This window comes from Sphingomonas sp., from assembly GCF_040398505.1.
Taxonomy (GTDB): domain Bacteria; phylum Pseudomonadota; class Alphaproteobacteria; order Sphingomonadales; family Sphingomonadaceae; genus Sphingomonas.
In genome coordinates this window covers 1-2,088 of the sequence record NZ_JBBATX010000001.1, presented here as the reverse complement: position 1 = coordinate 2,088, position 2,088 = coordinate 1, and the positions used below count along the sequence as shown (strand labels likewise).

Below are 2,088 nucleotides of genomic sequence, written 5' to 3'. Positions count from 1 at the left end.
GGGTTGAGATCGGCCCCGCCGCCGAACCAGCGCTTGGTGGTGACCAGGAAGCGCGTGTTCATGTGGACGGCGGGCACATGCGGGTTCGCCATATGCGCGACGAGGCTGATGCCGGTCGCGAAAAAGCTCGGGTCTTCTGCCGCGCCATGAATCGTCTTGCCGAATTCGCCCTCAAACGCGCCGCCGACGGTCGAGACGTTGACCCCGACTTTCTCGAACACCTTGCCCTTCATCACGCCGCGCACGCCGCCGCCGCCGGGCGATCCGTCGGGATTGGGCCGGTCCCATGGTGTGTATTCGAAATCAGCGTCGGACCCGGCCTCGCGCTCGATGCTCACGAATTCGGCGCAGATCAGGTCGCGCAAATGTTCGAACCAGACGCGTGCTTCGGCTTGTTGCGTGTCGAGTTCGATCATTCCGGCCACCCCTGTATTTGTCGTAAACCTTCGGCAAGTGCGATTCCCGCCGCCACCGCGACATTCAGCGAACGCATTCCCGCCGCAAGCGGAATCCGCACCTGAACATCGGCGTGGGCATGAACGGCGTCGGGAACGCCGCTCCCCTCCGATCCCATCAGCAGCACATCGTCGGGACGGAATTCGGCCGAATCGAGCCGCACCCCGCCGCGCGTTGTCAGCAGGACGATGCGCCCGCCGACCTGACGTTCAAACGCGGCCCAATCGGCGTGGCGGCGCACATCCACGACGTGCGCATAATCCATGCCCGATCGCGCGAGCGCCTTTTCGCTCCAGGTGAAGCTGGTCGGTTCGATTACATCGACGCCGGTGTTGAGGCACGCGCCGAGTCGGAGGATGGCACCGACGTTTCCGGCGATTTCGGGTTGGTAAAGGGCGATCCGCATTCCCCCCGCTAGCATCCCTAAAATAGATGGCAAAATCCTGTTGGCAAAATCCCGCGCCCGCGTCTAACAGAGCGCACAGCGCAGCCACTGGTGCGGTGCTTAAGGCATCCCCGCGCATTCTTCGCGGGTGGGCACGTCAAATTTATTGTTCATCCGCTTTGGGTTTGGCGGGCGAGCGAAGTGCAAGGGCAAGTGGATGGCAAGCGGCAATACCCTCGAAATTCCCAGTCAGCACCAGGCGCCGCCCGAAGGCGAACCGCGCCGCCGCGATTTCCTGAGCATCGCCGCGGTCAGCGCCGCCGGTGTCGGCGCGATCGCGATCGTTGTGCCTTTGGTCAACCAGATGAACCCTTCGGCCGACGTGCTCGCGCAAGCGACGACCGAGGTCGATCTGTCGAAGATCGAGGCTGGGCAGGGTGTCACCGTGTTCTTCCGCAAACAGCCATTGTTCGTCCGCAACCTGACCCCGGTCGAGATTGCGGCGGCGGACAAGGTCGACGTCAAGACGTTGCGCGACCCGGAGACGCTCGCGCAACGCACGCGTGGGCAGAAGAACTGGCTGGTCACGATGGGCGTCTGCACCCATCTCGGCTGCGTCCCGCAGGGTATCGTCTCGGGCGAAAGCCGCGGCGAATTCGGCGGCTATTTCTGCCCGTGCCACGGATCGCAATACGATACCGCGGCGCGCATCCGTAAAGGTCCGGCCCCGAAAAATCTGATGGTGCCGGACTATACGTTCACGTCAGCAACGACGATTTCGGTAGGGACCAAGGCATGAGCTTCCCCTGGGCAAAGCATTACGCGCCGTCGAACGGCTTCACCAAGTGGATCGATGAGCGCCTGCCGCTCCCGCGCCTCGTTTATGGCGCGGTCGGTGCGGGTTACCCCGTGCCGCGCAACCTCAATTATTTCTGGAACTTCGGCGTGCTTGCGGGCGCGGCGCTCGGCATCCAGATCATCACCGGCATCGTGCTGGCGATGCATTATGCGGCCAATGGCGGCGTGGCGTTCGATTCGGTCGAACACATCATGCGCGACGTCAATGCCGGGTGGTTCCTGCGCTATGCGCATGCCAACGGCGCATCGATGTTCTTCATCGTCGTCTACATCCACATTTTCCGCGGCCTCTTCTACGGATCGTACAAGGCCCCGCGCGAGATGATCTGGCTCTTGGGCGTCACGATCTTCCTGCTGATGATGGCGACCGCCTTCATGGGCTATGTCCT

At 62.8% G+C, this 2,088-nt stretch carries 4 protein-coding genes; 2 read left to right on the top strand and 2 right to left on the bottom strand.

Annotated features, from left to right (window positions below):
* On the bottom strand, nucleotides 1-416 hold a 416-nt coding region (locus tag ABWP09_RS00020; RefSeq protein ID WP_353203114.1), incomplete at its 3' end, for a coproporphyrinogen III oxidase.
* Complete coding sequence (locus tag ABWP09_RS00015; RefSeq protein WP_353203113.1) at nucleotides 413-862, bottom strand: tRNA (cytidine(34)-2'-O)-methyltransferase; 450 nt, start codon at nucleotides 860-862, stop codon at nucleotides 413-415. The genes ABWP09_RS00020 and ABWP09_RS00015, both read right to left, overlap by 4 nt.
* A gap of 196 nt (nucleotides 863-1,058) precedes the next feature.
* On the opposite strand from ABWP09_RS00015, the gene petA reads away from it, so the two are divergent.
* Both petA and ABWP09_RS00005 read left to right on the top strand, forming a co-directional pair.
* Nucleotides 1,059-1,640 carry a ubiquinol-cytochrome c reductase iron-sulfur subunit gene (gene petA, locus ABWP09_RS00010; RefSeq protein ID WP_188445653.1) on the top strand — a complete coding sequence of 194 codons (582 nt, stop codon included), beginning with the start codon at nucleotides 1,059-1,061 and terminating at the stop codon, nucleotides 1,638-1,640.
* Nucleotides 1,637-2,088 (top strand): cytochrome b (locus ABWP09_RS00005; protein ID WP_353203112.1); only part of this gene is annotated, 452 nt, incomplete at its 3' end. The genes petA and ABWP09_RS00005, both read left to right, overlap by 4 nt.

What these genes read in the sequence shown, in the direction of transcription:
- ABWP09_RS00015 (WP_353203113.1), bottom strand. Translation starts at nt 862, where the DNA reads ATGCGGATCGCCCTTTACCAACCCGAAATCGCCGGAAACGTCGGTGCC.
- petA (WP_188445653.1), top strand. Translation starts at nt 1,059, where the DNA reads ATGGCAAGCGGCAATACCCTCGAAATTCCCAGTCAGCACCAGGCGCCG.